This is a genomic window from Paenibacillus sp. p3-SID867, assembly GCF_025142895.1.
Taxonomy (GTDB): domain Bacteria; phylum Bacillota; class Bacilli; order Paenibacillales; family Paenibacillaceae; genus Paenibacillus_AQ.
In genome coordinates this window covers 1-214 of record NZ_JAMBDM010000060.1, presented here as the reverse complement: position 1 = coordinate 214, position 214 = coordinate 1, and the positions used below count along the sequence as shown (strand labels likewise).

The window sequence follows — 214 nt, the reverse complement described above, 5'->3', positions numbered from 1 at the left end:
GAAGCACTCGAAGAACGTATCAAACAGCTTGAAATGGAAAATGAGTATCTAAAAAAGTTGAATGCCTTAGTTCGAAACAAGGAAAAATCACCAAACAAGACAAAGCACAAGCCGTCTGGCAACTAAGGCATAAATATCCGGTGAAGGCACTCGTACAGCTGGCTGGTATCCCGCGCAGCACCTATTACAACCTTATAAAGCGTATGAACCAACC

Annotated in this window: 1 pseudogene; it reads left to right on the top strand. The window is 43.0% G+C overall.

The annotated features are described in order from the left end of the window. Window positions 1–214 (top strand): annotated as a pseudogene (locus M4D81_RS34665) (helix-turn-helix domain-containing protein); the annotation flags it as partial.